General features: G+C 53.6%; 25 protein-coding genes, 5 tRNA genes and 2 other RNA genes. 26 read left to right on the top strand and 6 right to left on the bottom strand.

Going from position 1 to position 25,693, the window contains the following annotated elements:
- Nucleotides 1–6 precede the first annotated feature (6 nt).
- The 3 genes from odhB (at nt 7) to sucD (ending at nt 3,386) form a co-directional block, all read left to right on the top strand.
- On the top strand, nt 7–1,233 hold the full coding sequence (gene odhB / locus ABU190_RS23955; protein ID WP_354692556.1) for a 2-oxoglutarate dehydrogenase complex dihydrolipoyllysine-residue succinyltransferase: 1,227 nt from the start codon (nt 7–9) through the stop codon (nt 1,231–1,233).
- 117 nt (nt 1,234–1,350) lie between these two features.
- Nucleotides 1,351–2,517 carry an ADP-forming succinate--CoA ligase subunit beta gene (gene sucC / locus ABU190_RS23950; protein ID WP_041852113.1) on the top strand — a complete coding sequence of 389 codons (1,167 nt, stop codon included), beginning with the start codon at nt 1,351–1,353 and terminating at the stop codon, nt 2,515–2,517.
- The gene (gene sucD, locus ABU190_RS23945) at nt 2,517–3,386 is read left to right on the top strand and encodes a succinate--CoA ligase subunit alpha (protein ID WP_041852077.1); all 870 of its coding nucleotides are present in this window, start codon (nt 2,517–2,519) and stop codon (nt 3,384–3,386) included. Before sucC ends, sucD begins: the two co-directional genes overlap by 1 nt.
- A gap of 74 nt (nt 3,387–3,460) precedes the next feature.
- On the opposite strand, the gene ABU190_RS23940 is transcribed toward sucD, so the two are convergent.
- Nucleotides 3,461–3,910: a helix-turn-helix domain-containing protein gene (locus tag ABU190_RS23940; RefSeq protein ID WP_354692555.1), complete on the bottom strand. Its 450-nt coding sequence runs from the start codon at nt 3,908–3,910 to the stop codon at nt 3,461–3,463.
- Between the two features lie 110 nt (nt 3,911–4,020).
- On the opposite strand from ABU190_RS23940, the gene ABU190_RS23935 reads away from it, so the two are divergent.
- The 22 genes from ABU190_RS23935 (at nt 4,021) to pnuC (ending at nt 19,641) form a co-directional block, all read left to right on the top strand.
- Nucleotides 4,021–5,232, top strand: a complete 1,212-nt coding sequence (locus tag ABU190_RS23935) for an MFS transporter (RefSeq protein WP_354692575.1) — start codon at nt 4,021–4,023, stop codon at nt 5,230–5,232.
- An 18-nt stretch (nt 5,233–5,250) separates the two neighbouring features.
- Nucleotides 5,251–6,606, top strand: a complete 1,356-nt coding sequence (locus tag ABU190_RS23930) for a pyridoxal-dependent decarboxylase (protein WP_354692554.1) — start codon at nt 5,251–5,253, stop codon at nt 6,604–6,606.
- Nucleotides 6,607–7,301: 695 nt separating this feature from the next.
- On the top strand, nt 7,302–8,870 hold the full coding sequence (cydA, locus tag ABU190_RS23925) for a cytochrome ubiquinol oxidase subunit I (RefSeq protein ID WP_041852073.1): 1,569 nt from the start codon (nt 7,302–7,304) through the stop codon (nt 8,868–8,870).
- Between the two features lie 15 nt (nt 8,871–8,885).
- Nucleotides 8,886–10,025, top strand: a complete 1,140-nt coding sequence (gene cydB / locus ABU190_RS23920; protein ID WP_041852072.1) for a cytochrome d ubiquinol oxidase subunit II — start codon at nt 8,886–8,888, stop codon at nt 10,023–10,025.
- Nucleotides 10,026–10,039: 14 nt separating this feature from the next.
- A complete protein-coding gene (gene cydX, locus ABU190_RS23915) occupies nt 10,040–10,156 on the top strand; it encodes a cytochrome bd-I oxidase subunit CydX (RefSeq protein WP_064572420.1) in 117 nt (38 codons plus the stop codon).
- Nucleotides 10,156–10,449 (top strand): cyd operon protein YbgE, encoded by a 294-nt coding sequence (gene ybgE / locus ABU190_RS23910; RefSeq protein WP_041852071.1) that lies wholly within the window; start codon nt 10,156–10,158, stop codon nt 10,447–10,449. Before cydX ends, ybgE begins: the two co-directional genes overlap by 1 nt.
- 207 nt (nt 10,450–10,656) lie before the next feature.
- A complete protein-coding gene (gene ybgC, locus ABU190_RS23905; RefSeq protein ID WP_041852070.1) occupies nt 10,657–11,061 on the top strand; it encodes a tol-pal system-associated acyl-CoA thioesterase in 405 nt (134 codons plus the stop codon).
- Complete coding sequence (gene tolQ, locus ABU190_RS23900; RefSeq protein WP_090081892.1) at nt 11,058–11,750, top strand: Tol-Pal system protein TolQ; 693 nt, start codon at nt 11,058–11,060, stop codon at nt 11,748–11,750. Before ybgC ends, tolQ begins: the two co-directional genes overlap by 4 nt.
- Nucleotides 11,751–11,753: 3 nt before the next feature.
- The gene (gene tolR / locus ABU190_RS23895; RefSeq protein WP_041852068.1) at nt 11,754–12,191 is read left to right on the top strand and encodes a colicin uptake protein TolR; all 438 of its coding nucleotides are present in this window, start codon (nt 11,754–11,756) and stop codon (nt 12,189–12,191) included.
- A gap of 38 nt (nt 12,192–12,229) precedes the next feature.
- On the top strand, nt 12,230–13,525 hold the full coding sequence (gene tolA / locus ABU190_RS23890; protein WP_041852067.1) for a cell envelope integrity protein TolA: 1,296 nt from the start codon (nt 12,230–12,232) through the stop codon (nt 13,523–13,525).
- Nucleotides 13,526–13,656: 131 nt separating this feature from the next.
- Entirely contained in the window at nt 13,657–14,955 is a 1,299-nt protein-coding gene (gene tolB, locus ABU190_RS23885; protein ID WP_041852066.1) for a Tol-Pal system beta propeller repeat protein TolB, read from the top strand.
- Nucleotides 14,956–14,982: 27 nt separating this feature from the next.
- On the top strand, nt 14,983–15,495 hold the full coding sequence (gene pal / locus ABU190_RS23880) for a peptidoglycan-associated lipoprotein Pal (RefSeq protein WP_354692553.1): 513 nt from the start codon (nt 14,983–14,985) through the stop codon (nt 15,493–15,495).
- Nucleotides 15,496–15,504: 9 nt separating this feature from the next.
- Nucleotides 15,505–16,293 carry a cell division protein CpoB gene (cpoB, locus tag ABU190_RS23875; protein WP_041852064.1) on the top strand — a complete coding sequence of 263 codons (789 nt, stop codon included), beginning with the start codon at nt 15,505–15,507 and terminating at the stop codon, nt 16,291–16,293.
- 164 nt (nt 16,294–16,457) lie between these two features.
- Nucleotides 16,458–16,533: transfer RNA gene (locus tag ABU190_RS23870), tRNA-Lys, on the top strand.
- Nucleotides 16,534–16,659: 126 nt separating this feature from the next.
- Nucleotides 16,660–16,735: transfer RNA gene (locus tag ABU190_RS23865), tRNA-Val, on the top strand.
- 3 nt (nt 16,736–16,738) lie between these two features.
- Nucleotides 16,739–16,814, top strand: a tRNA-Lys gene (locus ABU190_RS23860).
- A 142-nt stretch (nt 16,815–16,956) separates the two neighbouring features.
- Nucleotides 16,957–17,032 (top strand) — tRNA-Lys (locus ABU190_RS23855).
- A gap of 132 nt (nt 17,033–17,164) precedes the next feature.
- Nucleotides 17,165–17,240 (top strand) — tRNA-Lys (locus ABU190_RS23850).
- A gap of 29 nt (nt 17,241–17,269) precedes the next feature.
- A non-coding RNA gene (locus ABU190_RS23845) (RtT sRNA) lies at nt 17,270–17,397 on the top strand.
- Between the two features lie 93 nt (nt 17,398–17,490).
- Nucleotides 17,491–17,628, top strand: a non-coding RNA gene (locus ABU190_RS23840) — RtT sRNA.
- A 212-nt stretch (nt 17,629–17,840) separates the two neighbouring features.
- Complete coding sequence (gene nadA, locus ABU190_RS23835) at nt 17,841–18,884, top strand: quinolinate synthase NadA (protein ID WP_296417951.1); 1,044 nt, start codon at nt 17,841–17,843, stop codon at nt 18,882–18,884.
- Between the two features lie 37 nt (nt 18,885–18,921).
- Entirely contained in the window at nt 18,922–19,641 is a 720-nt protein-coding gene (pnuC, locus tag ABU190_RS23830; RefSeq protein WP_041852062.1) for a nicotinamide riboside transporter PnuC, read from the top strand.
- On the opposite strand, the gene zitB is transcribed toward pnuC, so the two are convergent.
- Nucleotides 19,638–20,582, bottom strand: coding sequence for a CDF family zinc transporter ZitB (gene zitB / locus ABU190_RS23825; RefSeq protein ID WP_354692552.1), 945 nt, complete (start codon nt 20,580–20,582; stop codon nt 19,638–19,640). The genes pnuC and zitB overlap by 4 nt on opposite strands.
- Before the next feature lie 119 nt (nt 20,583–20,701).
- Nucleotides 20,702–21,082 (bottom strand): protein YbgS, encoded by a 381-nt coding sequence (locus tag ABU190_RS23820; protein WP_041852060.1) that lies wholly within the window; start codon nt 21,080–21,082, stop codon nt 20,702–20,704.
- Between the two features lie 321 nt (nt 21,083–21,403).
- Here ABU190_RS23820 and aroG point away from each other — a divergent pair, with 321 nt between their 5' ends.
- The gene (aroG, locus tag ABU190_RS23815) at nt 21,404–22,456 is read left to right on the top strand and encodes a 3-deoxy-7-phosphoheptulonate synthase AroG (protein WP_354692551.1); all 1,053 of its coding nucleotides are present in this window, start codon (nt 21,404–21,406) and stop codon (nt 22,454–22,456) included.
- A 184-nt stretch (nt 22,457–22,640) separates the two neighbouring features.
- Here aroG and gpmA read toward each other — a convergent pair whose 3' ends face one another.
- The 3 genes from gpmA to galK all read right to left on the bottom strand — a co-directional run.
- Entirely contained in the window at nt 22,641–23,393 is a 753-nt protein-coding gene (gpmA, locus tag ABU190_RS23810) for a 2,3-diphosphoglycerate-dependent phosphoglycerate mutase (RefSeq protein WP_041852058.1), read from the bottom strand.
- Nucleotides 23,394–23,601: 208 nt separating this feature from the next.
- A complete protein-coding gene (gene galM / locus ABU190_RS23805) occupies nt 23,602–24,642 on the bottom strand; it encodes a galactose-1-epimerase (protein ID WP_354692550.1) in 1,041 nt (346 codons plus the stop codon).
- The coding region (galK, locus tag ABU190_RS23800; protein WP_354692549.1) for a galactokinase at nt 24,636–25,693 on the bottom strand (1,058 nt) is incomplete at its 5' end. The genes galM and galK, both read right to left, overlap by 7 nt.

Genomic DNA, 25,693 nt, shown 5'->3' with positions numbered 1-25,693 from the left:
TAAATAATGAGTAGCGTAGATATTCTTGTACCCGACCTGCCTGAGTCCGTTGCTGATGCGACCGTTGCGACCTGGCACAAAAAACCGGGCGATACCGTCCAACGCGATGAAGTGTTGGTAGAAATCGAAACTGACAAAGTGGTACTGGAAGTACCGGCATCGGCAGACGGCATTCTGGACGCAGTGCTTGAAGATGAAGGCACTACCGTAACGTCACGCCAGATTCTGGGCCGCCTGCGCGAAGGTAACAGCGCTGGCAAAGAGAGCAGCGCGAAATCTGAAGCCAAAGAGTCTACCCCGGCTCAGCGCCAGCAGGCGTCTCTCGAAGAGCAAAACAATGATGCGCTCAGCCCGGCTATCCGTCGCCTGTTGGCCGAGCATAATCTTGAAGCCAGCGCCATTAAAGGCACCGGTGTCGGTGGTCGTCTGACTCGCGAAGATATTGAAAAACATCTGGCGAAAGCACCGGCGAAAAAAGAAGAAAGTAAACCTGCCGCGCCGGCTGCAGCACCTGCTGCGCCGCAACTGGCGGGCCGCTCTGAAAAACGCGTGCCGATGACCCGTCTGCGTAAACGTGTGGCAGAGCGTCTGCTGGAAGCGAAGAACTCCACCGCCATGCTCACGACTTTTAACGAAGTGAACATGAAGCCGATTATGGATCTGCGTAAGCAGTACGGCGATGCCTTTGAAAAACGTCATGGCATTCGCCTGGGCTTTATGTCCTTCTACGTGAAAGCGGTGGTAGAAGCGCTGAAACGCTACCCGGAAGTGAACGCCTCTATCGATGGTGACGATGTGGTGTACCACAACTATTTCGATGTCAGCATGGCGGTCTCTACGCCGCGTGGCCTGGTGACCCCGGTTCTGCGCGATGTGGATACCCTGGGCATGGCCGATATCGAAAAACGCATTAAAGATCTGGCGGTGAAAGGGCGTGACGGCAAACTGACCGTTGAAGACCTGACCGGTGGTAACTTCACCATTACCAACGGCGGTGTGTTTGGTTCGCTGATGTCTACGCCAATCATCAACCCACCGCAGAGCGCAATTCTGGGTATGCATGCCATTAAAGACCGCCCGATGGCTGTGGATGGCAAAGTTGAAATTCTGCCCATGATGTATCTGGCGCTCTCTTATGATCACCGCCTGATTGACGGTCGCGAATCCGTTGGCTTCCTGGTGGCGATTAAAGAGCTACTGGAAGATCCGACACGTCTGCTGCTGGACGTGTAGTGTCCTTTGCCCGGCGGCGTAATGCTGCCGGGTTACAAAAACGAACACCTGCATTGTAAGCCGGATACGCGCAGCGCCGTCCGGCGTAACAAGTCTAATGAAGGATGGATAGAACACATGAACTTACATGAATATCAGGCAAAACAGCTTTTTGCCCGTTACGGTTTGCCTGCTCCTGTAGGCTATGCGTGCACGACGCCGCGTGAAGCGGAAGAGGCTGCGTCCAAAATCGGCGCGGGTCCGTGGGTAGTGAAGTGCCAGGTACACGCAGGTGGCCGTGGTAAAGCGGGCGGTGTAAAAGTTGTTAACAGCAAAGAAGATATTCGCGCGTTCGCGGAAAACTGGCTTGGCAAACGTCTGGTGACCTATCAAACAGACGCCAATGGCCAGCCGGTCAACCAGATCCTGGTTGAAGCAGCGACTGACATCGGCAAAGAGCTGTATCTGGGCGCTGTTGTTGATCGTAGCTCCCGTCGCGTTGTGTTCATGGCGTCTACCGAAGGTGGCGTAGAAATCGAAAAAGTGGCGGAAGAAACCCCGCACCTTATCCACAAAATCGCCCTTGACCCGCTGGCCGGCCCAATGCCGTACCAGGGACGCGAGCTGGCGTTCAAACTGGGTCTGGAAGGTAAGCAGGTTCAGCAGTTCACCAAAATCTTTATGGGCCTGGCGACCATTTTCCTGGAGCGCGACCTGGCGCTGATCGAAATTAACCCGCTGGTCATCACTAAACAGGGCGACCTGATCTGCCTCGATGGCAAACTGGGTGCTGACGGCAACGCACTGTTCCGTCAATCCGAACTGCGCGAAATGCGTGACCAGTCTCAGGAAGACCCGCGCGAAGCGCAGGCGGCACACTGGGAACTCAACTACGTTGCGCTGGAAGGCAACATTGGTTGCATGGTTAACGGCGCAGGCCTGGCGATGGGGACGATGGACATCGTTAAGCTGCACGGCGGCGAACCGGCAAACTTCCTCGACGTGGGCGGTGGCGCGACCAAAGAGCGCGTAACCGAAGCATTCAAAATCATTCTGTCTGACGAAAACGTGAAAGCCGTTCTGGTTAACATCTTCGGCGGTATCGTTCGCTGCGACCTGATTGCCGACGGCATCATCGGCGCGGTAGAAGAAGTAGGTGTTAACGTACCGGTTGTCGTTCGTCTGGAAGGTAACAACGCGGAGCTGGGTGCGAAGCGTCTGGCTGACAGCGGCCTGAATATTATTGCAGCGAAAAGTCTGACGGATGCAGCGCAGCAGGTCGTTGCCGCAGTGGAGGGGAAATAATGTCCGTTTTAATTGATAAAAACACCAAAGTTATCTGCCAGGGTTTCACCGGAAGCCAGGGTACTTTCCACTCCGAACAAGCGATTGCTTACGGTACGCAAATGGTCGGCGGCGTTACGCCAGGCAAAGGCGGCACCACCCATCTGGGCCTGCCGGTGTTTAACACCGTGCGTGAAGCGGTAGAAGCAACGGGCGCAACCGCGTCGGTTATCTATGTTCCGGCGCCGTTCTGCAAAGACTCCATTCTGGAAGCGATTGACGCAGGCATTAAGCTGATTATCACCATTACCGAAGGTATCCCGACGCTGGATATGCTGACCGTGAAAGTGAAACTCGACGAAGCGGGCGTGCGCATGATTGGGCCGAACTGCCCTGGCGTTATCACCCCAGGCGAATGCAAGATCGGCATCATGCCGGGCCACATTCACCAGCCAGGCAAAGTGGGCATCGTCTCCCGTTCTGGTACGCTGACCTATGAAGCGGTTAAGCAGACCACTGACTACGGCTTCGGCCAGTCCACCTGTGTGGGTATCGGCGGCGACCCGATCCCGGGCTCTAACTTCATCGATATCCTGAAACTGTTCCAGGAAGATCCGCAGACCGAAGCGATCGTTATGATCGGTGAAATCGGCGGTAGCGCGGAAGAAGAAGCGGCGGCTTATATCAAAGATCATGTGACCAAACCGGTTGTCGGTTATATCGCCGGTGTGACCGCGCCGAAAGGCAAACGTATGGGCCACGCGGGTGCAATCATCGCAGGGGGTAAAGGGACAGCGGATGAGAAATTTGCCGCTCTGGAAGCCGCTGGCGTGAAAACCGTTCGCAGCCTGGCCGATATCGGCGAAGCGCTGAAAGCGATTATCAAATAAGACTCAATGCCCCTCGTTGAAAGGGGCTGTAATATGTTCGACATGGTTGGCCGCTCCGAAAAGAGCGGCCTTTTTTATGCGCCGATTTTACGCACGCGGGTGTTTTCACCGGTCAATGTTTGGCCGTCAGGCGCGACCGGGGCCATCGGAGGGATGGCCTCACCGGTGCGTGTATCCACCAGCAACGAATACGGTTCGCCAGGTGCAAAGAGATAGCCTTCGCCCCACTGACGTAGTGCGACAATAACCGGAAAGAGCGATTGCCCTTTTTGCGTCAGTACATACTCCTGATACGCCGTGCCGTCAGACGCAGGCTGGGTGGCGAAAATACCCGCCTCGACCAGCTTACGCAGACGGTCGGTGAGAATATTGCGCGCCATCCCCAGGCCACGCTGAAAATCGCCAAAACGCCGCACGCCGTCGAACGCGTCGCGCACGATAAGCAGTGCCCAGCGATCGCCGATGATATCGACTGACCGGGCGACCGGGCAGGGCTGGTAAGCGGGGGAGCGTTCAGATGTCATAGCCGGGCCTCGTGAAAAACTTTCAAGTTGCATTTTAAAACTGGTTTATTTACGCTTCAACTAGTTTTTTTTTGCAACCAGGTGGGGCGATGAAAGAAGAGATATGCAGTATGCCTGCTGCACCCCTATGCAGTGAAACCATGAAACCGACAGCGATGCCGCGTAGCCTGGTGTTGCTGTTTGCTATCGCCAGTGGGCTGAGTGTGGCGAATGTTTATTACGCGCAACCGCTGCTCGACATGCTGGCACGGGACTTCGCCATCAGTCAGGCTGCGGTGGGCGGTGTGGTCACCGCCACGCAGGTGGGCTGTGCGCTGGCATTACTGCTGCTGGTGCCGTTGGGGGATATTGTGGAGCGACGGCGCCTGATGTTGTTGCAACTGCTGGCGCTGATTGCTGCGCTTGGTATCGTTGTGGTGGCGCAATCTGCCTGGGTTTTGCTGGTGGGCATGCTGGCGACGGGGTTGCTCGGCACGGCGATGACGCAGGGGCTTATCGCCTGTGCGGCCAGTGCTGCCGAAGTTCAGGAGCGTGGGCGGGTGGTTGGCGCGGCACAAAGCGGTGTTTTTATTGGTTTGCTGCTGGCACGTGTCTTTGCCGGTGTGATGAGCGATCTGGCGGGATGGCGCGCAGTATATAGCGCTTCTGCGTTAATGATGCTGGTACTGCTGCCGCTGCTCTGGCGACAACTGCCGCACTTTGGTGTGCATCCCGAATCCGTCAGTGCGAGACAACTGCTGTTCTCGATGCTGACATTACTCTGTACCGATCGCGTATTGCAAATTCGTGGTGTGCTGGCGTTGTTAATGTTTGCCGCCTTTACGATTTTCTGGAGTGCAATGGTGCTCCCGCTAAGTGCGCCTCCCTATAGTTTTTCACATACGATGATTGGGCTGTTCGCGCTTGCCGGTGTGGCGGGAGCTCTTGCCGCGACCAGAGCCGGGCGTGATGCCGATCGCGGTCATGGGCAGCGCACCAGTTTTTATGCGCTGGTGCTGCTATTGCTGGCATGGTGGCCCCTGTCACAGATTGAACATTCACTACCACTGTTATTGGTAGGGATTGTGCTGCTGGATTTGGGTGGGCAGGCGCTGCATGTTACCAATCAGAGCATGATTTTGCGCACGTCAGCGACGCACGGACGGCTGATTGCCCTCTATATGCTGTTCTACGCCACGGGAAGTGGGGTCGGGGCTATCGCGACCACTGCGGTATTTGCTCACCATGGCTGGCAGGGGGTCTGTTTATTAGGGGCGACGGTAAGTTTACTGGCGCTGATGATATGGGCGTTAACGCGGCATCTGATGCCAGATGAGAGTTAAGACAACAGGGGTAATGAAATGAACGAACGGGAACTGCTGGCTGAGGCTGATGCGCGTGGCTTACGTTATCTGGAGGGGAACAGCACGCGACGCGTTTTTCCTGATGCTGACGCTATCGCCGCGCTGAGCGCGTTTGATGAACCGCTACCGCAGGCAGGGGAATCGGCGGAGCAGACGCTGGCCCTGCTGGATGATATTGGTTCGCCTGCGACTACAGCATCGAACGGGCCGGGTTATTTTGGTTTCGTGGTGGGGGCGACATTGCCTTCCGCCTCAGCGGCTGAGCGGTTAATGGTCGCCTGGGATCAGTGTGCGTCGTCGTTTCTGAATTCACCGGTTGCCGATACGGTGGAACGTGTTGCGGGCCGCTGGGTGCTGGAAGCGCTGGATTTGCCGCGTGAAAGCGCCGTTGGTTTTGGCACCAGCGCAACGGCATGTACATTAGCCGCTCTGGCGGCAGCGCGTCGTGAGTTGCTGGCACGTGAAGGCTGGGATATCGACAACGACGGGTTGCCCGGCGCGCCGGAAATCAAAGTGGTGGTCTCCGAACTGGTTCACATCACGGTGAAAAAGGCGCTGCGTATTCTGGGATTCGGCATGTCGCGATTGATTATTGCGCCAGTAGACGCGTTCGGGCGGGTTGACGTGCAGCAACTGCCACCGCTTGATGCCCGCACCATACTTTGCCTGCAGGCAGGGGAGGTGAATACAGGTGAGTTTGATCCTTTCGCACAGATTATCCCACGGGCCCACGCGGCAGGGGCATGGGTCCATGTTGATGGCGCCTTTGGTCTCTGGGCTCGCGCGTCATCACAGGCGGCGCTGACACAGGGCATTGAACTGGCTGACAGTTGGACCACCGATGCCCATAAGTGGCTCAACACGCCTTATGATTGCGCGATGGTCATTTGTCGCGATCCTCAGGTTCTGGCCGGGGCGATGAACAGCGATGCGGTCTACATGAGCGCCAGTGCCGATGCGCAGAAGAATCTGACGCTGGAGTTTTCTCGTCGTCCACGAGGAGTCCCGGTCTGGGCGGCGCTGCGCGTGCTGGGTCGTGAGGGGGTACGCGAGATGGTCGACAGACACTGCATGCTGGCGCGTGTCATCAGCGAGGGGCTGAAACAGCTTGGGTTTGAGGTGCTGAACCGTGTGGTGATTAATCAGGTACTGTTTCGTTGTGGAAGTGACGCGCAAACGGAGGCCGTACTGGCTGCGGCACAAGCCTCGGGTAAAACCTGGTTTGGCAGTACCCGCTGGCAGGGAAGACCAGCGCTACGTATCAGTGTTTCATCCTGGCGCACACAGCGGCAGGATGTGGATGCGCTTCTGGAATTGTTGGGACAAATTAACGCGGAAAGCCAACAATCATAACCTTGAGGAATGTTAATAAGCCGTTCCTGTTAGATTTTTACTTAAGGCTGCGTAACACTACGCGGCCTTTTTTATTGAATAGTAACCTTGTGGTGTTAAATATTTTTTCCTGAAAGTGAAATTATTGTGAAATAAATGAGGGTAATAAAATCACCTCTTTTTCCCTGAGCAATCGGACCTTTTTTGCAAGCCGTAATGCGCACCCAGGATTAAACGTTAAATAAGCGGGTAATTATTTCTCTTTCGCGACCGTTTGATAACGGTTGTTTGCGTTAAGATATACATATTGTTAACACCTTTTTTACTAAAAGGATGCTGTGTCTACAAAATTAACAGAAACCGATGAAATTGATTTAAATCAATATTTAAAAGCTTGGAAAAGGCACCAAAAATAGTTAAATTGTCGCCGATCAAATTGGCTTAAAACTGCTAAATTCAGTATAAATTGATCACTGTCGAAAAACGTAAAACAAACACAATAAAAACCTTTTTATTGTAAGGGGTTTGCGGAGTAATATATTCGAGAGATCAATTTGGGTTTTTTATTAACGTAGTTGTAACTTTTTTGAATCGGCATCAACGTTATTGCTGATGATGATTTAAAAGTGCAACAACTTTTGTATTGGGGCATGCGCGTAAACCTTCGCTGACGAGGTTTACTCTCGGAGTCTTCATGCGATGAGCAAGGAGTCATGATGTTAGATATAGTCGAACTGTCACGTTTGCAGTTTGCCTTGACCGCGATGTACCACTTCCTTTTTGTGCCACTGACGCTCGGTATGGCGTTCTTGCTGGCCATTATGGAAACGGTCTACGTCCTCTCCGGCAAACAGATTTATAAAGATATGACCAAGTTCTGGGGCAAGTTGTTTGGTATCAACTTTGCACTGGGCGTGGCCACTGGTTTGACCATGGAGTTCCAGTTCGGGACTAACTGGTCTTACTATTCTCACTACGTTGGGGACATCTTCGGTGCGCCACTGGCCATTGAAGGTTTGATGGCCTTCTTCCTCGAGTCCACTTTTGTAGGTCTGTTTTTCTTCGGTTGGGATCGTCTGGGCAAAGTACAGCATATGGCAGTGACCTGGCTGGTCGCGCTGGGCTCCAACTTGTCCGCGCTGTGGATCCTTGTGGCAAACGGCTGGATGCAAAACCCGGTTGCTGCCGATTTCAACTTCGAAACCATGCGTATGGAAATGGTCAGCTTCGCCGAACTGGTACTCAACCCGGTTGCTCAGGTGAAATTTGTCCATACCGTGGCCTCTGGCTATACCTGCGGTGCCATCTTCATCCTTGGTATCAGCTCTTACTACCTGCTGCGCGGTCGTGACATCGCGTTCGCGAAACGCTCCTTTGCTATCGCAGCGAGCTTCGGTATGGCTGCTGTGCTGTCCGTTATCGTACTGGGTGATGAATCTGGTTACGAAATGGGTGACGTGCAGAAAACCAAACTGGCGGCCATCGAAGCTGAGTGGGAAACCCAACCTGCACCGGCTGCGTTTACCCTGTTTGGTATTCCGGACCAGGATGCGCAGAAAAACCATATGTCCATCCAGATCCCTTACGCGCTGGGCATCATCGCTACCCGTTCTGTCGACACGCCGGTTATCGGCCTGAAAGACCTGATGGTGCAGCATGAAGAGCGTATCCGTAACGGTATGAAAGCGTATCACCTGCTTGAACAACTGCGTTCCGGTTCGAAAGACCCGTCCGTACGCGATGAGTTCAACAACGTGAAGAAAGACTTGGGTTACGGCTTGCTGCTCAAACGCTATACGCCGAATGTGGCGGATGCGACCGAAGCGCAGATTAAACAGGCAACGCAGGACTCCATTCCTCGTGTGGCGCCGCTGTACTTCGCCTTCCGTATTATGGTGGCGTGTGGCGTGCTGATGCTGTTCATCATCGCCGTGTCGTTCTGGACCGTTTGTCGTAACCGCATCGGCGAGAAAAAATGGCTGCTGCGTGCTGCGCTGTATGGCATTCCGCTGCCGTGGATTGCTATCGAATCCGGCTGGTTTGTGGCGGAGTATGGTCGTCAACCGTGGGCTATCGGTGAAATGCTGCCGACCGCTGTGGCGAACTCGACCCTGACCGCAGGCGACCTGCTGTTCTCGATGATCCTGATTTGCGGTCTGTATACCCTGTTCCTGGTGGCTGAAATGTTCTTGATGTTCAAGTTCGCACGCCTGGGCCCAAGCAGCCTGAAAACTGGCCGCTATCATTACGAGCAGTCCACTGTGGCTTCTCAGCCGGCACGCTAAGACAGGAGTCGTCAAATGATCGATTATGAAGTATTACGTTTTATCTGGTGGCTGCTGGTTGGCATTCTGCTAATTGGTTTCGCCGTCACCGACGGCTTCGACATGGGGGTGGGCATGCTCACCCGTTTCCTGGGTCGTAGCGATACCGAACGCCGTGTGATGATTAACTCCATCGCACCACACTGGGACGGTAACCAGGTATGGCTGATCACGGCGGGTGGTGCGTTGTTCGCTGCCTGGCCAATGGTTTATGCCGCCGCGTTCTCCGGTTTCTATGTGGCGATGATCCTGGTGCTGGCCTCTCTGTTCTTCCGTCCGGTAGGTTTTGACTATCGCTCTAAGATCGAAGAGAGCCGCTGGCGCAACATGTGGGACTGGGGCATTTTCATCGGTAGCTTTGTGCCGCCGCTGGTCATTGGTGTTGCCTTCGGTAACCTGCTGCAGGGCGTACCGTTCAGCGTCGATGAATATCTGCGTCTGACCTATACCGGGAACTTCTTCCAGTTGCTTAACCCGTTTGGTCTGCTGGCCGGTGTGGTAAGCGTGGCGATGATCATCACCCAGGGAGCAACCTATCTGCAAATGCGTACGGTGGGTGAACTGCATCTGCGTGCACGTACTACTTCGCAGGTTGCTGCACTGGTTACTACGATCTGCTTCGTGCTGGCCGGGGTGTGGGTGGTCTACGGTATTGATGGTTATGTTGTGACTTCCGCCATGGATCACCATGCTGCTTCCAACCCGCTGAATAAAGAAGTGGCGCGTCAGGCCGGTGCCTGGCTGGCAAACTTCAATAACATCCCGTCATTGTGGGCGATTCCTGCACTTGGTGTGGTGTTGCCGCTGCTGACGGTGCTGACTTCGCGTGCGGAAAAAGGCGCACTGGCGTTCGTGTTCTCTTCACTGACGCTGGCCTGCATTATCCTGACTGCGGGTATCGCGATGTTCCCGTTCATCATGCCGTCAAGCATTATGATGAACGCCAGTCTGACCATGTGGGATGCTACCTCCAGTCAGATGACCCTGAACCTGATGACCTTTGTGGCGCTGGTCTTCGTACCGATCATCCTGATTTACACCGCCTGGTGTTACTGGAAAATGTTCGGTCGTATTACGAAAGAAGACATCGAAAGCAACACCCACTCTCTGTACTAAGTAAGGAGCTGATAATGTGGTATTTCGCATGGATTTTAGGAACGCTTCTTGCCTGTGCTTTTGGAGTGATTACGGCGCTGGCATTTGAACACGTGGAAGCGCTGAAAGCCGGTAAGCAAGAAGAGCATTGATGAACGAGATTATCGCGAAACTTTATGCGGTAATGGATAAGCGCCCGTTAAGGGCGCTTTCCTTAATTATGGCATTAGTGCTGGCAGGCTGTATCTTTTGGGATCCCTCGCGCTTCGCGGCAAAGACCAGCGACCTGGAAATCTGGCATGGCTTTCTGCTGATGTGGGCCGTCTGCGCTGGTGTGATTCATGGGGTAGGATTCCGTCCCCGCGCGATACACTGGCAAGGCATTTTTTGCCCGCTGATCGCAGACCTTGTAATGCTGGCAGGTTTGATTTTCTTCTTCTTTTGAATAAGAAATCTCCGCTTATGATATGGGCTTGCAAAAGCCCATATATTTTTACTCTCCGTTTACTTCTACCCATTCCAAACCATCTTCCCCGCGCGTATAGTAGCGAAGTTTAAAAGCTCTAACTTGAGGTTGAGTCCTGCCATTGTTCATCAGTGCCATCCGCGAACCATGACAGGACACAATTTAATTGCATTACCGGGATGTAAAGTGAATACAACGCTGTTTCGATGGCCGGTTCGTGTCTATTACGAAGATACCGACGCCGGTGGTGTGGTTTACCACGCCAGCTACGTGGCTTTTTATGAACGAGCACGCACTGAGATGCTGCGCCACCATCACTTTAGCCAGCAAGTCTTGCTGGCCGAGCGCGTCGCATTCGTGGTACGCAAGCTCACGCTGGAGTATTTTGCGCCCGCCAGACTCGACGATATGCTCGAAGTCCAAACGGAAATTACATCAATGCGCGGGACCTCTCTGGTCTTCACGCAGCGGATCGTCAACGCAGAGAATACAGTTCTGAACGAAGCTGAGGTACTGATTGTCTGTGTTGATCCACTCTTAATGAAGCCTCGTGCGCTTCCCAAGTCTATTGTCGCGGAGTTTAAGCAGTGACTGACATGAACATCCTTGATTTGTTCCTGAAGGCTAGCCTTCTGGTCAAACTTATCATGTTGATTTTGATTGGTTTTTCAATCGCATCCTGGGCCATCATCATCCAGCGAACGCGCATTCTCAACGCAGCCGGTCGTGAAGCGGAAGCCTTTGAAGACAAGTTCTGGTCGGGCATTGAACTGTCGCGTCTGTACCAGGAAAGCCAGGGGCGTCGTGATAACCTGACGGGTTCGGAACAAATCTTCTACAGCGGGTTCAAAGAGTTTGCGCGTTTACACCGTGCCAACAGCCATGCGCCGGAAGCGATTGTCGAAGGGGCATCCAGGGCGATGCGCATTTCGATGAACCGCGAGCTGGAAAACCTGGAAACGCATATTCCTTTCCTCGGTACCGTCGGCTCCATCAGCCCGTATATTGGTCTGTTTGGTACGGTGTGGGGGATCATGCACGCCTTTATCGCACTGGGTGCGGTGAAGCAGGCAACCTTACAGATGGTTGCGCCGGGTATCGCCGAAGCGTTGATCGCCACCGCAATCGGCCTGTTCGCAGCGATTCCGGCGGTAATGGCCTACAACCGCCTGAACCAGCGCGTGAACAAACTGGAGCTGAACTACGACAACTTTATGGAAGAGTTCACGGCTATTCTGCATCGTCAGGCGTTTACCAGCACCGAGAGCAACAAGGGGTAAACCATGGCCAGAACGCGTGGACGGGGCAGCCGTAACAGTCGTGGCCTCAAATCCGAAATCAATATTGTTCCGCTGCTGGACGTGCTGCTGGTGCTGTTGCTGATCTTTATGGCAACCGCACCGATCATCACCCAGAGCGTGGAGGTTGACCTGCCGGATGCGACAGAGTCGAAAACCGTCAGCACCAATGACGATCCTCCGGTCATTATTGAGGTTTCCGGTGTCGGACAATACAGCGTGGTGGTGGAAAAAGATCGCATGGATCAGCTACCGCCAGAGCAAGTGATTGCAGAAGCGCAGCGTCGCCTGCAATCAAATCCGAAAACCGTTTTCTTGATCGGTGGCGCAAAAGAAGTGCCTTACGATGAAATCATTAAAGCGCTAAACCTGTTACACAGCGCGGGTGTTAAATCGGTTGGCTTGATGACGCAGCCTATCTGATCACCGGCTTAACAGGCGGCAGTTTTTGGGAACCGAGAGTGTCAAAGGCAACCGAACAAAACGACAAACTTAAACGAGCGATAATCATTTCGGCGGTGTTGCATGTGATTCTGGTTGCACTGCTGATCTGGAGTTCGTTTGATGAAAATATTGATGCTTCTGCGGGTGGCGGCGGCGGTTCTTCTATTGATGCGGTAATGGTCGATCCCGGTGCCGTTGTCCAGAATTACAACCGTCAGCAGCAGCAACAGGCCAGCGCAAAGCGTGCGCAAGAGCAGCGTGACAAGCAGGCCCAGCAGCAGGCAGAAGAACTGCGTGAAAAACAGGCTGCCGAGCAGGAGCGCTTAAAACAGCTTGAGCAGGAACGTTTGCAGGCGCAAGAAGCTGCCCGTGAGCAGGCCGCAGAACAGAAAAAAGCAGAAGACGCCGCGAAGAAAGCGCAGGAAGCGCAAAAACAGGCGGAAGAAGCTGCAGCAAAAGCCGCTGCTGATGCAAAAGCGAAAGCGGATGCACAGGCAAAAGAAGCCGCGGAAGCCGCGAAGAAAGCGGCGGCAGATGCACAGAAAAAAGCAGAAGCCGATGCAGCTAAAGCGGCGGCTGATGCGAAGAAAAAAGCCGAAGCAGAAGCGGCCAAAGCTGCAGCCGATGCTCAGAAGAAAGCCGAAGCAGAAGCCGCGAAGAAAGCTCAGCAGGATGCTGAGAAGAAAGCGGCTGCGGACGCTGCGAAAAAAGCCGCAGCAGAGAAGGCCGCCGCTGAAAAAGCCGCGGCTGCCGAGAAGGCAGCGGCAGAGAAAGCCGCCGCTGAAAAAGCCGCTGCTGCTGAGAAGGCCGCTGCAGATAAGAAAGCGGCTGCTGAGAAGGCTGCTGCCGACAAGAAAGCCGCTGCCGAGAAAGCTGCTGCAGCCAAGAAAGCGGCTGCAGAGAAAGCGGCTGCCGCGTCAGGCGTTGACGATCTGCTGGGCGATCTGAGTTCCGGTAAGAATGCGCCGAAAGGTCATTCCAGTGGTACCACAGGTGGCGATTCACCTGCTAAAGGAAGTAAGGCAGGTCAAGGCGGAGCGTCTCAGGCTGATATCAGTGCTTATATGTCTCAAGTGCAGGCGGCGATTAAAGGCCATCTGTATGACTGGGACACTTATGCGGGCAAAACCTGTACGTTGCGTGTGAAAATTGCAGAAGACGGCACTTTGCTCTCAGTGGCGCAGGAGGGGGGCGACCCAGCGTTTTGTCAGGCGATGTTAGCCGCGACAAATCGTATGTCGAAGTTCCCTAAACCGCCAACGGCTGAGGTCTATAAGGTCTTTAGAAATGTACCTCTGGACTTTAAACCTTAGTTACGAATTCTTCTGCACGGGCAGGGAAAACAGACTAAGTTAGTCCCTGTGTTTCGGTAGTTTTGTATAATTGAGTTTGTTAACATTCTGCTAAATTATCGCGGGTTTTCCGCCCGGATAAGGGAGATGAGATGAAGCAGGCATTACGTGTAGCGTTTGGTTTTCTGATGCTGTGGGCAGCGGTGCTGCACGCAGAAGTACGTATCGAGATCACCCAGGGGGTGGACTCGGCACGCCCAATCGGTGTTGTGCCCTTCCAGTGGGCAGGCCCTGGCGGCGCGCCTGAGGATATCGGCAATATCGTGGCGTCGGATCTGCGTAACAGCGGTAAATTCAATCCTCTGGATCGTTCTCGTCTGCCTCAGCAGCCGGCGACGGCCCAGGAAGTTCAGCCCGCAGCATGGTCTGCACTGGGTATTGATGCCGTCGTTGTGGGCCAGGTCAGTCCGAACCCGGATGGCACCTATAAAGTGGCTTACCAGTTGGTCGACACTGGCGGTGCGCCGGGTACCGTACTGGCACAGAACTCCTTCAACGTCAGCAAACAGTGGCTGCGCTATGGCGCGCACACTGCCAGTGACGATGTGTTCCAGAAACTGACCGGCATTAAAGGTGCATTCCGCACCCGTATCGCGTATGTCGTGCAGAGCAGTGGCGGCCAGTTCCCGTACGAACTGCGCGTTTCTGATTACGATGGTTTCAACACTGCTGTCGTTCATCGCTCTTCGCAGCCGCTGATGTCTCCGGCGTGGTCGCCAGATGCCTCTAAACTGGCGTATGTGACCTTCGAAAGTGGTCGTTCTGCGCTGGTGATTCAGGATCTGTCCAGCACTGCGATTCGTCAGGTTGCGTCTTTCCCGCGTCACAACGGTGCGCCGGCATTCTCTCCGGATGGTTCTAAGATTGCCTTTGCGCTGTCAAAAACCGGTAGCCTGAACATCTACGTGATGGATCTGGGGTCTGGTCAAATCCGTCAGGTCACTGACGGTCGCAGCAACAACACTGAACCTACCTGGTTCCCGGATAGCCAGAATCTGGCGTTTACTTCCGACCAGGCAGGTCGTCCACAAGTTTATAAAATTAACGTTAACGGCGGCGCTGCGCAGCGTATCACCTGGCAGGGTTCACAAAACCAGGATGCTGACGTAAGTTCTGACGGTAAGTTTATGGTAATGGTGAGCTCCGATGGCGGTCAGCAACACATTGCCAAGCAGGATCTGGTAGCGGGTGGCGTGCAGGTTTTATCGTCAACGTTCCTGGATGAATCGCCGAGTCTGGCACCTAACGGCACGATGGTAATCTACAGCTCTTCTCAGGGGATGGGATCCGTGCTGAATCTGGTTTCTACAGATGGGCGTTTCAAAGCGCGTATTCCGGCGTCTGATGGACAGGTGAAATCCCCTGCCTGGTCGCCGTATCTGTCTAAATAATAATTGGTAATTAAAGGAATTAACGAAATGCAACTGAACAAAGTGCTGAAAGGCCTGATGCTGGTTATGCCGATCATGGCAATCGCGGCCTGTTCTTCTAAAAAAGCAACCAACGACCAGAATGGCGAAGGTATGCTGGGTGCGGGCACTGGTATGAACGGCAACGGTAACATGTCTTCTGAAGAGCAAGCTCGTCTGCAGATGCAGCAGCTGCAGCAGAACAACATCGTCTACTTCGATCTGGACAAGTATGACATCCGTTCTGATTTCGCTGCGATGCTGGACGCGCACGCTAACTTCCTGCGTAGCAACCCGTCTTACAAAGTCACCGTAGAAGGTCACGCGGACGAACGTGGTACTCCGGAATACAACATCTCCCTGGGCGAACGTCGTGCTAACGCCGTTAAAATGTACCTGCAGGGTAAAGGTGTTACCGCTGACCAGATCTCCATCGTTTCTTACGGTAAAGAAAAACCTGCAGTACTGGGTCATGACGAAGCGGCTTACGCTAAAAACCGTCGTGCCGTACTGGTTTACTAAGAGAATTGCATGAGCAGTAACCTCAGACATCATTTATTGAGTCTGTCGTTACTGGTTGGCATAGCGGCCCCCTGGGCCGCTAATGCTCAAGCGCCAATCAGTAGTGTCGGCTCAGGCTCGGTCGAAGACCGTGTCACTCAACTCGAGCGTATTTCTAATGCTCACAGCCAGCTTTTAACTCAACTCCAGCAACAACTCGCTGATAACCAGGCGGATATTGACACCCTGCGTGGCCAAATTCAGGAAAGTCAGTACCAGCTTAATCAGGTTGTTGAACGTCAGCAGCAAATTCAGCAGCAGATCGGTAGTCTGAGTAACGGCGGTGCGGCAGGTCAAACGCAGCAGGCTTCGGGCGATCAGGGTGGGGCAGCGGCACAGGCAGCGCCTGACGAAGCGGCAACCTCTGGCGCACCGGTACAAAGCGGTGATGCCAATACCGATTACAATGCAGCGATTGCCCTGGTACAGGATAAATCTCGCCAGGATGACGCGATTGCCGCATTCCAGAACTTTGTTAAAAAATACCCTGATTCAACCTATGTTCCGAATGCCAACTATTGGCTGGGGCAGTTGAATTACAACAAGGGTAAAAAGGATGATGCGGCGTTCTATTTTGCCTCCGTGGTGAAAAATTACCCCAAATCACCGAAAGCGCCAGATGCGATGTTTAAAGTCGGCGTGATCATGCAAGACAAAGGTGACACGGCGAAGGCGAAAGCCGTTTACCAGCAGGTGGTCGCGAAGTATCCGGGTACCGAAGGTGCAAAACAGGCGCAGAAACGTCTCGGTTCTATGTGATGAATAGCACATGACCAGAAATCGCTTTTTTTCTGGTCTTGTCGCGTGAATCATAAGCAGTCAGGTGATCTTCCTCGAAATTCTTGTTGCGCTGCGTTCTTAAATCAGTAATATATGCCGCCGTTGCCACGGGATATCAAACAAACCAAAAGCAACGCAAAAGTGGGTCGTTAGCTCAGTTGGTAGAGCAGTTGACTTTTAATCAATTGGTCGCAGGTTCGAATCCTGCACGACCCACCAATCGTTCTGGTGGAACGCGATAGTAAAACGTGAAGGATAACGTTGCGTCAGCAACGGCCCGTATGGCGAGGCGAAGCCGAGTCATCCTGCACGACCCACCACTAAGTCAGTATCCAGCGTAGTATCGGGTGATTAGCTCAGCTGGGAGAGCACCTCCCTTACAAGGAGGGGGTCGGCGGTTCGATCCCGTCATCACCCACCACTCGGGTCGTTAGCTCAGTTGGTAGAGCAGTTGACTTTTAATCAATTGGTCGCAGGTTCGAATCCTGCACGACCCACCAATTTAACGCTTTACTCCAGTGTTAAACGTGAAGGATCTCGTTGCGTTAGCAACGGCCGAATGGCGATGCAAAGCCGAGTCATCCTGCACGATCCACAGCTTTATGTGGTTCCGAGTAAAAATCTTTCAGATGACACCCGTATGGGTCGTTAGCTCAGTTGGTAGAGCAGTTGACTTTTAATCAATTGGTCGCAGGTTCGAATCCTGCACGACCCACCAATTCCAAGGTGGTCACTGGTAGAGGACGTGAAGGATAACGTTGCGTCAGCAACGGCCCGTAGGGCGAGACGAAGCCGAGTCATCCTGTACAACCCACCACTCTGAATGATTAAAGCAGTAAAATCCCGCCTGGGGTCGTTAGCTCAGTTGGTAGAGCAGTTGACTTTTAATCAATTGGTCGCAGGTTCGAATCCTGCACGACCCACCAATGTAAAAAAGCGCCCTAAAGGCGCTTTTTTGCTATCTGCGATATAAAAGATTCGAACCTGCAGCAGGTTCGGGTCGAACGCAGTGAGACAACGGAGCCGCCTGCGGCGACGGCCCGGAGGGCGAGGCGAAGCCGAGTCATCCTGCACGACCCACCAATGTAAAAATGGCGCTGGCGGCGCTTTTTTGCTATCTGCGATATAAAAGATTCGACAAAATTGTCGGGAACAATTTTGAACAACGCGATAGCGTTGGCCCGGAGGGTGAGTCTCAGGATGAGACGAGTACACCTGCAGCAGGTTCGGGTCGAACGCAGTGAGACAACGGAGCCGCCTGCGGCGACGGCCCGGAGGGCGAGGCGAAGCCGAGTCATCCTGCACGACCCACCAATGTAAAAATGGCGCTGGCGGCGCTTTTTTGCTATTTGCAATGAGCCGATTTATCGCTTTCCCTTGCACTTCATCACCCATCCGTTCATTTCTTGTGACTTTTACCCCTTAATCCGCTATCTTGTTTAGTATATAAAACACATTCGCCTTACCTTTGCCGCGCTGTCGTAAAAGAAAGGCATTTTGTTAAGCCAGTAAAACGAGTAAGCATGATGAGCGTAATGTTCGATCCGCAAGCCGCAATCTATCCTTTTCCCCCTAAGCCTCTTCCGCTGAGCCGTGATGAAAAAGAATTTTATCGGGAAAAAATCAAACGCTTGTTAAAAGAGCGTGATGCCGTGATGGTTGCACATTACTACACGGACCCGGAAATTCAGCAACTGGCGGAAGAGACGGGCGGCTGTATTTCTGACTCACTTGAGATGGCGCGTTTTGGAGCCAAACATCCGGCCTCAACGCTGCTGGTCGCGGGCGTGCGCTTTATGGGTGAAACCGCCAAAATCCTCAGTCCCGAAAAAACCATCCTTATGCCGACACTCAACGCAGAGTGTTCGCTGGATTTGGGCTGTCCGATTGAGGAGTTCAGCGCTTTTTGCGATGCGCATCCGGACCGTACCGTTGTAGTGTACGCCAACACCTCAGCGGCAGTGAAAGCCCGTGCTGACTGGGTTGTGACATCCAGTATTGCCGTTGAGTTGATTGAACATCTGGATAGCCTCGGCGAGAAAATCATCTGGGCGCCTGATCGCCATCTCGGCAGCTACGTACAGAAACAAACGGGTGCGGATGTACTGTGCTGGCAAGGGGCCTGCATTGTACATGACGAATTTAAAACACAGGCGCTGATTCGCATGAAGGCGCTTTATCCGGATGCCGCCATCCTGGTGCACCCGGAATCTCCGGACTCTGTGGTCAAACTGGCCGACGCGGTCGGTTCCACCAGCCAGTTGATCAATGCCGCAAAAACACTTCCACATAAGCAACTGATTGTCGCCACTGACCGCGGTATCTTTTATAAAATGCAGCAGGCGGTGCCAGAGAAAGAGTTACTTGAGGCGCCGACCGCCGGGGAGGGAGCAACCTGCCGTAGCTGTGCTCACTGCCCGTGGATGGCAATGAATGGTCTGAAAGCTATTGCCGAAGGGCTGGAGAACGGTGGCGTGGCGCACGAGATCCATGTCGACGCCGCGCTGCGTGAAGGCGCGTTGTTGCCACTGAACCGTATGTTGGATTTTGCGGCTACACTACGTTCTTAATGAGGAAAAATGCGTAGGAATACGCTCTGGGGAAAAGATGGATTTTTTTAGCACGCAGAATATCTTGGTACATATCCCGATCGGCGCCGGAGGCTACGATCTGTCATGGATTGAAGCAGTAGGGACGGTGGCGGGACTGTTATGCATCTGGCTCGCCAGCCTGGAAAAAATCAGTAATTATGCATTTGGCTTAATCAACGTAACGCTGTTTGCCATTATCTTCTTCCAGATCCAGCTCTACGCCAGCCTGTTGCTCCAGCTTTTTTTCTTTGCCGCCAATATCTACGGCTGGTACGCCTGGTCGCGGCAAACAACCGCCAACGAGGCAGTTCTGCAAATCCGCTGGTTGCCTTTACCCAAGGCTTTAGCCTGGCTGGTGGTCTGCGCGCTTGCTATCGGTTTTATGACTTTCTTTATCGATCCGGTCTTTGCGGTGCTCACGCGCGTGGCGGTCTCGATGATGCAGACGGTGGGGCTGAATGTGGCGATGCCCGAACTGCAGCCAGACGCCTTCCCGTTCTGGGATTCCTGCATGATGGTACTTTCCATCGTCGCCATGGTTTTGATGACGCGGAAATATGTCGAGAACTGGCTGCTGTGGGTCATTATCAATGTCATCAGCGTGGTGATTTTTGCCCTGCAAGGCGTCTGGGCCATGTCGCTGGAATATATGATTTTGACCTTTATCGCACTCAACGGTAGCCGGATGTGGATAAATAGCGCCCGTGAGCGCGGCTCTCACGCGTTCTCAAACTAATGATGGTGTGAATGGCTTTGGTCTGGCTGCGTCTCGCTGAGATGGCAGTCAGGCCCACTACAAGGCTGGTACTCCATCTGGATGGTGACATGCTCAATCTGATAGTGATGCACCAGAAAATGTTCAATTTGCCGCAGTAGTCCGTCGTGATCGTGTGGTGGAATAACCTGGACATGTAACGTCATCAGCGCTTTTTCTCCCACCAGCCAGACATGCACATGATGGACATCGCGCACTTCGCTAATGGCCCGCCGCAGATGCCGTTTCAGGGCGTTGATATCCAGTGAAGTGGGCGCCCCCTCCAGCAATTCATTGACGCTTTCACGCAATAGTGCCCACGCGCTGCGTAAGACCAGCACCGAGACCAGTATCGAAAGTATCGGGTCGGCGGGTGTCCAGCCGGTAAACATAATGATCAGCGCAGCGGCAATGGCACCCACGGAACCCAGCAGATCGCCAAGCACATGCAGGGCTGCCGCCCGGACATTCAAATTCCGTTCTTCATTACCACGATGCAGCAGCCAGAATGCCAGGATATTCGCCAGCAATCCCATGACGGCAATCACCATCATTGTCATACCTGCCACGGGTTGAGGATGGTAAAAGCGCTGAATGGCTTCCCAGACGATAAAAAAAGTAATCAATACAAGCGCAATAGCATTAACAAAGGCAGCCAGCGTGGTCAGGCGAAGCCAGCCAAAAGTGCGTCGGGGTCCTGAGGGGCGGTGGGCAAAATGCACTGCCAGCAGGGCAAAAAAGAGTGCAGCAGCATCCGTCAGCATATGCCCGGCATCGGCCAGTAACGCCAGTGAGCCTGAAACCAGTCCCCCAACCACCTCGACCAGCATGAACAATGCTGTGACGCTAAAGGCCAGAAGTAATCGCCGCGCATTGGCGTCAGCAGGCAGGTGAGAGTGAGAGTGTGAATGCGAATGCGCCATAATGAGCCGTCCCGTGTAATTGGCGTTAGCAGCGTCTTACATCATTGCAGATCTTTTGCTAATCAGCAGAAAAAATTGAGGAGAGCCGAAGCTCTCCCCATTTTGGCCGCAGACTATTTTTACTGCGTCGTGCCGTCGGTTTTGGTATCTGTGTCATTGTTAATACCGTTACCGGTCTGAACTTTCTTATTGATATCCGGACACTTACCGTCTTTACACTGAGAGTTTTTATGGATCTCATCTTTTGTCATGTGCTGAGTACCGACATGAGAGTTGGTGTGTTTCTCAGTGTTCAGTTTCATGCCTGAAGAATCAGAACCATTTGTTGAGGTATTTGGCGCAAGGTTCTCTTTCGCATCCGGTGCTGTCTGTCCCGCACTGGCGGCGGCGTTTGCCTGACCATTATTGTTTTGAGAGGTAGAATCCGCAGCGAATGCCGCACCGCTTGCCAGGGTCAGAGTTGTCGTCAAGAAAAGTGTCGCTAATTTATTCATTTTCATCATGATGCTCCTGTTCTGGTCATTGTTTACCGATACGAATCATCGGCCTGACATGCGCGAACGAACTATCACGCTCAGTAGTGAAACATGTTATATATTGCCGATTATGGCAGAATATAATATTGAAAAATAAAACAAACTAAGTATTAACACTTAAAAAGTGTAGCGTCGTTATCGCTATTCGCTACTTTCTGGCGGTTTTTAGGGGCATTCCAGGAATTTTCTGCCTGAACTGTAAATTCGCGTTTACACTACCTGACTGACAAGTTAGATTGGAGAGATTGCATTCATTAAAATAAGTATGGCAACGCTGGAACGATCATGAATTATCAGAACGACGATTTACGCATTAAAGAGATCAACGAGTTATTACCTCCTGTCGCGCTCCTTGAGAAGTTTCCTGCTACCGAAACTGCGGCCAAAACGGTCTCTCATGCCCGCAAAGCGATTCACAAAATTTTGAAAGGCAATGACGATCGCCTGCTGGTGGTGATTGGCCCGTGCTCTATTCACGATCCGGCTGCAGCCAAGGAGTACGCAGCGCGTCTGCTGACGCTGCGTGAAGAGCTTCAGGGTGAGCTGGAAATTGTGATGCGCGTTTACTTTGAAAAACCGCGCACCACCGTCGGCTGGAAAGGGCTCATCAACGATCCGCATATGGATAACAGCTTCCAAATCAACGATGGCCTGCGCATTGCGCGTAAGTTATTGCTGGATATCAATGACAGCGGATTACCGGCTGCCGGTGAATTTCTTGACATGATCACCCCGCAGTACGTTGCCGACCTGATGAGCTGGGGCGCTATTGGCGCACGTACCACTGAATCCCAGGTTCACCGTGAGCTGGCCTCTGGTCTTTCTTGCCCGGTGGGATTCAAAAACGGCACTGACGGCACCATCAAAGTCGCCATTGACGCGATCAATGCGGCGGGAGCGCCACACTGCTTCCTCTCCGTGACCAAATGGGGTCACTCCGCGATTGTTAACACCAGCGGGAATGGCGACTGCCATATCATTCTGCGCGGTGGTAAAGAGCCGAACTACAGTGCAAAACATGTGGCAGAAGTGAAAGTGGGGCTGGAAAAAGCCGGTCTGCCTGCACAGGTGATGATTGATTTCAGCCATGCGAACTCCAGCAAGCAGTTCAAAAAGCAGATGGAAGTGGGGGCAGATGTCTGTCAGCAGATTGCTGATGGCGAGAAAGCAATTATTGGCGTGATGATTGAAAGCCACCTGGTGGAAGGCAATCAGAGTCTCGAAAGTGGCGAGCCGCTGGTCTATGGCAAGAGCGTGACCGATGCCTGCATTGGCTGGGAAGATACCGACACGGTCCTGCGCCAACTAGCGGCAGCAGTAAAAGCGCGTCGCCAGTAACTACACTTCATCCTTAAGCCTGTCTCTTTATTGGCTGCACTCAGAAACCCCGGTCACAGAGTTATCTATGCTCTCGGGGATTTCTTTCTTTGCCGCCCCGACATAGCCTCCAATGATTTTGTGTATTGGCGCCACAAAGAAAAAAAGCGTGGATTGCTCCACGCTTTTTTATGCTTTGCGAAAATTATTTCGCTTTACCCTGGTTGGCTACGGCAGCCGCTTTTGCAGCGATCTCGTCGGCGTTCCCCAGGTAATAGTGTTTGATAGGCTTGAAGTTTTCGTCGAACTCGTAAACCAGCGGCACGCCAGTCGGGATGTTCAGTTCGAGGATTTCGTCTTCACCCATGTTATCCAGGTATTTCACCAGTGCACGCAGGGAGTTGCCGTGTGCGGCGATGATGACGCGCTCACCGCTTTTCAGGCGCGGCAGAATGGTTTCGTTCCAGTAAGGCACAACGCGTTCGATAGTCAGCGCCAGGCTCTCGGTGGTCGGCAGCTCTTTCTCAGTCAGTTTTGCATAACGCGGATCGTGGCCCGGGAAGCGCTCGTCATCTTTCGTCAGCTCCGGTGGCGTAACAGCAAAGCCGCGGCGCCACTGTTTCACCTGCTCGTCACCGTATTTCTCAGCGGTTTCTGCTTTGTTCAGACCCTGCAGCGCACCGTAGTGACGCTCATTCAGTTTCCAGGATTTCTCTACCGGCAGCCATGCCTGATCCAGTTCGTCCAGCACATTCCACAGGGTGTGGATGGCACGTTTCAGCACAGAGGTATACGCAAAGTCGAAGCTGAAGCCTTCATCCTTTAGCAGTTTACCTGCTGCTTTGGCTTCGCTAACGCCTTTCTCGGACAGATCAACGTCGTACCAACCGGTGAAGCGGTTTTCATTGTTCCACTGGCTTTCGCCGTGACGAACCAGAACCAGTTTAGTAACAGCCATACACTTACTCCTTCATAAGCCTGATTGAATGATAACAATTCTCATTATATTGCCCTGTAATGACCAGCAGCAACGATTACCCTTAACCATAGCGAAAATAGTGGCCCAGTGTAAGGTGCTTGTGAATTAGTGGTTACCATTTTGTCGATGATTGGCCGATATTTCAGCGAAATGGGCAAAAAAAACCCTCCGCGTGGAGGGTTTGTTATCAGGCGGGAATAAAGTGATATTCCGTCAGGCTGACATATTCATCGCCGGGTTGCAGAATACAACTGCCGTGAGGATAGTCCGGGCGGTTCGGGCTGTCGGGTAAAAACTCGCTTTCCAGCGCCAGACCCTGCCACGCACTGTAGGCCGTATTGCCGCGTGCGGGTGTCCCTTCAAGGAAATTCCCGGAGTAAAACTGTAGCGCCGGGGCAGAGGTATAAACAGACATTTGCAGCTTATTGTCCGCCGACCAGACGTGTGCGGCAGGCTGGCTGGTATCGCCTTTGGCTTGCAGCAAAAACGCATGATCGTAACCTTTTACCACGCGCTGATCGTCATCGCTTAAGAAATCCTGTGCCAGCGTTTTCGGCTGGCGGAAATCAAAGCTGGTCTGCGCCACGTTTTTCAGGTCGCCCACCGGGATACCCATGCTGTCGACCGGTAGATAAGCATCCGCCAGCAATTGCAGCCTGTGGCTGCGCACGTCGCTCTGATCGCCGTTAAGGTTAAAGTAGGCGTGGTTGGTCAGATTCACCGGGCAAGGTTTATCCGTGGTCGCGCGATACTCGATAGCGAGGCGGTTATCTTCGCCAAGGCGATAAAGCACGCTGGCGTTCACTTTACCAGGAAAACCCTGGTCGCCATCAGGCGAGGTTAATGAGAGCAGCGCTTCACTGTCATTTTGTCGCTCAATCCGCCAGCGGCGCTTATCAAACCCTTCCGGGCCGCCGTGTAACTGGTTTTCACCCTGGCTTGGCACGAGCGTATAAGTTTCCCCGTCGAGGATAAACTGGCTTTTGGCGATACGGTTCGCGTAGCGCCCCACCGAGGCGCCCAGAAAGGCGTTCTGATGGATATAATGTTCGGGGGTGGCACAACCGAGCAGCGCTTCACGCACTGAGCCATCGGAAAGCGGGACCCGTGCTGACAGCAACGTTGCGCCCCAGTCCATGACGGTGACCACCATCCCTGCGCTGTTGCGCAGGGTAATCAGACGGAAGGGCAGTCCATCTGGCGCTGCCCCGGAAGATTCATTTAGCACTGTCCCGCTCCCTGTGAAGGTTTGCACACGTAAAAGGTTTCTTTAATGCCGGTTTTAGCTTCGTACTGTGCCGCAACGGCCTCTTTCACCGCAGGCACCAGCGCTTCCGGCACCAGCGCGACCACGCAGCCGCCAAATCCGCCGCCGGTCATGCGCACGCCGCCTTTATCGCCGATGGTGTTTTTCACGATCTCCACCAGAGTGTCGATGTGCGGTACGGTGATTTCGAAATCATCACGCATGGAGGCATGGGATTCCGCCATCAGGACGCCCATACGCTGCAGGTCGCCTTTTTCCAGCGCGCTGGCGGCTTCCACGGTACGCGCATTCTCGGTCAGCACGTGGCGGACGCGGCGGGCAACCACCGGATCCAGTTCGTGCGCGACGGCGTTGAACTGATCGATATTCACGTCACGCAGCGCTTTTTGCTGGAAGAAACGCGCGCCGGTTTCGCACTGCTCGCGACGGGTGTTGTACTCGCTGCCCACCAGGGTGCGTTTGAAGTTACTGTTAATGATGACGATGGAGACGCCCTCCGGCATGGAGACCGCCCTGCTGCCCAGCGAGCGGCAGTCGATCAGCAGCGCGCTGCCTTTTTTACCCAGCGCCGAGATGAGCTGGTCCATAATGCCGCAGTTACAGCCGACAAACTGGTTTTCCGCTTCCTGGCCGTTCAGGGCGATTTGCGTGCCGTCCAGCGGCAGGTGGTACAACTGCTGAAACACGGTGCCGACCGCCACTTCCAGCGAGGCGGACGAGCTCAGGCCCGCGCCCTGCGGCACGTTACCGCTGATCACCAGGTCCGCGCCGCCAAAGCTGTTGTCACGTTTTTGCAGATGCTTCACCACGCCACGCACATAGTCTGACCACTGCTGTGAAGGGTGGGTCACAATGGGGGCATCGAGTGAGAATTCATCCTGCTGGTTGTCGTAATCGGCGGCGATAACGCGCACGGTACGATCCTGACGCGGTGAACAACTGATCACGGTCTGGTAATCGATGGCACAGGGCAGCACAAACCCGTCGTTATAATCGGTATGTTCGCCGATCA

The sequence above is a fragment of the Phytobacter sp. RSE-02 genome, from assembly GCF_040578655.1.
Taxonomy (GTDB): Bacteria; Pseudomonadota; Gammaproteobacteria; order Enterobacterales; family Enterobacteriaceae; genus Phytobacter; species Phytobacter diazotrophicus.
Note: the sequence above shows the minus strand (reverse complement) of the source record. Positions and strands in the feature narration are given on the sequence as shown.

Bases quoted from the DNA above. Each gene is read 5' to 3' on its own strand.
- odhB (WP_354692556.1), top strand. From the start codon at position 7: ATGAGTAGCGTAGATATTCTTGTACCCGACCTGCCTGAGTCCGTTGCT.
- sucC (WP_041852113.1), top strand. From the start codon at position 1,351: ATGAACTTACATGAATATCAGGCAAAACAGCTTTTTGCCCGTTACGGT.
- sucD (WP_041852077.1), top strand. From the start codon at position 2,517: ATGTCCGTTTTAATTGATAAAAACACCAAAGTTATCTGCCAGGGTTTC.
- ABU190_RS23940 (WP_354692555.1), bottom strand. From the start codon at position 3,910: ATGACATCTGAACGCTCCCCCGCTTACCAGCCCTGCCCGGTCGCCCGG.
- ABU190_RS23935 (WP_354692575.1), top strand. From the start codon at position 4,021: ATGCCTGCTGCACCCCTATGCAGTGAAACCATGAAACCGACAGCGATG.
- ABU190_RS23930 (WP_354692554.1), top strand. From the start codon at position 5,251: ATGAACGAACGGGAACTGCTGGCTGAGGCTGATGCGCGTGGCTTACGT.
- cydA (WP_041852073.1), top strand. From the start codon at position 7,302: ATGTTAGATATAGTCGAACTGTCACGTTTGCAGTTTGCCTTGACCGCG.
- cydB (WP_041852072.1), top strand. From the start codon at position 8,886: ATGATCGATTATGAAGTATTACGTTTTATCTGGTGGCTGCTGGTTGGC.
- cydX (WP_064572420.1), top strand. From the start codon at position 10,040: ATGTGGTATTTCGCATGGATTTTAGGAACGCTTCTTGCCTGTGCTTTT.
- ybgE (WP_041852071.1), top strand. From the start codon at position 10,156: ATGAACGAGATTATCGCGAAACTTTATGCGGTAATGGATAAGCGCCCG.
- tolR (WP_041852068.1), top strand. From the start codon at position 11,754: ATGGCCAGAACGCGTGGACGGGGCAGCCGTAACAGTCGTGGCCTCAAA.
- tolB (WP_041852066.1), top strand. From the start codon at position 13,657: ATGAAGCAGGCATTACGTGTAGCGTTTGGTTTTCTGATGCTGTGGGCA.
- pal (WP_354692553.1), top strand. From the start codon at position 14,983: ATGCAACTGAACAAAGTGCTGAAAGGCCTGATGCTGGTTATGCCGATC.
- cpoB (WP_041852064.1), top strand. From the start codon at position 15,505: ATGAGCAGTAACCTCAGACATCATTTATTGAGTCTGTCGTTACTGGTT.
- nadA (WP_296417951.1), top strand. From the start codon at position 17,841: ATGAGCGTAATGTTCGATCCGCAAGCCGCAATCTATCCTTTTCCCCCT.
- pnuC (WP_041852062.1), top strand. From the start codon at position 18,922: ATGGATTTTTTTAGCACGCAGAATATCTTGGTACATATCCCGATCGGC.
- zitB (WP_354692552.1), bottom strand. From the start codon at position 20,582: ATGGCGCATTCGCATTCACACTCTCACTCTCACCTGCCTGCTGACGCC.
- ABU190_RS23820 (WP_041852060.1), bottom strand. From the start codon at position 21,082: ATGAAAATGAATAAATTAGCGACACTTTTCTTGACGACAACTCTGACC.
- aroG (WP_354692551.1), top strand. From the start codon at position 21,404: ATGAATTATCAGAACGACGATTTACGCATTAAAGAGATCAACGAGTTA.
- gpmA (WP_041852058.1), bottom strand. From the start codon at position 23,393: ATGGCTGTTACTAAACTGGTTCTGGTTCGTCACGGCGAAAGCCAGTGG.